Consider the following 1,277-nt stretch of genomic DNA (forward strand, 5'->3'; position numbering starts at 1 on the left):
CCCCTTTGAGTGAAATCATCAAAAGTGTGTTTGGTCCTAAAAAATGGTGACTTTTTTAAGACCGCACACACTTTTTTGGAAACCCCCAGATGGTAGCTCCTGCCTGTTGACATAGGGTTGACACTGGCATATAGTATTTTGTAAAAGTTTTCTAATGTAGCGATAACTCTTATGGACCTATCTGACTTAGTTTCCAGAAAAATGGAATAAATAAATTTGATTGAGCCTTCCAAAGAGCTGCAATAAGAAAGCTTAAGTTAGTAAAACCCAATATTCACTAATTAATCACAGCTCACAAACTGACATTAGCATATGGTAAAAACAACGATTGCGCAATTACGGCTCATAAATCAACGAATTATCCAACACCAATGTAGTTCAGCAAAACAAGTAGTCAGTTGGTTAGGGGCTGTTCAAGCTCAGGACTATATGATGGCTAAGTGGGCTATTGGCTGCCGCTTGTCTGAGGGAACTAATCAGTCAATTGAGACGGCAATTAAGCAGGGCGATATTTTCAGAACTCATCTCCTGCGCCCTACCTGGCATTTTGTAGCAAAAGAAGATATCCGGTGGATGCTTGAGCTGTCTGCTCCACAACTGAAGAAGGCAACGGCAACAATGAACCGCAAACTGGAGCTAGATGAGAAGGTATTTAGTAAAATCAATCATCTACTTATAAAGCTGTTAGAAGGTGGCAAACAGCTTACCCGGCAAGAACTTGTTACGGCCATACATGCAGCAGGTATTGGTACGAATTCACTCAGGGCTGCCCATATTCTGTTTCAAGCAGAAATAGAAGGCATTATTTGTAATGGAGCAATGAGGGATAGACATTTTACCTATGCTTTACTAGAGGAAAGAGCACCTGCATCTATCAACACCCTTACCAGAGAAGAAGCCTTAGCCAGGCTTGCCAGCCGCTATTTTAGCAGCCATGGGCCTGCAACCTTACAGGACTTTGCCTGGTGGAGCGGTCTCCCTAAGGGAGATGCCAGACTAGGGCTTCAGTTGGTACAAGCAACTCTTCTGTCCGAATCAGTGGATGGACAAACCTACTGGTTTCCAGATGGATCAGCAGATCAAAATGGAAACCTCTCGTGTCTACACCTGCTTCCTGCCTTCGATGAATTTATGGTCAGCTACAAAGACAGGACGGCTTGTCTTTCGCCAACCTATAGGAAAACGACTATTACCGCTAATGGCATTTTCAAACCTGTTATCGTGGTGAATGGAGAAGTGCTAGGACTTTGGAAACTTTCTACACATAAACAAAAAAA

The 1,277-nt window shown here is 42.8% G+C and carries 1 protein-coding gene; it reads left to right on the forward strand.

Going from position 1 to position 1,277, the window contains the following annotated elements:
- Positions 1-312 precede the first annotated feature (312 nt).
- A partial coding sequence (locus Q0590_RS37295; protein WP_302042778.1) for a winged helix DNA-binding domain-containing protein occupies positions 313-1,277 on the forward strand: 965 nt, incomplete at its 3' end.

This window comes from Rhodocytophaga aerolata, assembly GCF_030503435.1.
Classification (GTDB): Bacteria; Bacteroidota; Bacteroidia; order Cytophagales; family 172606-1; genus Rhodocytophaga; species Rhodocytophaga aerolata.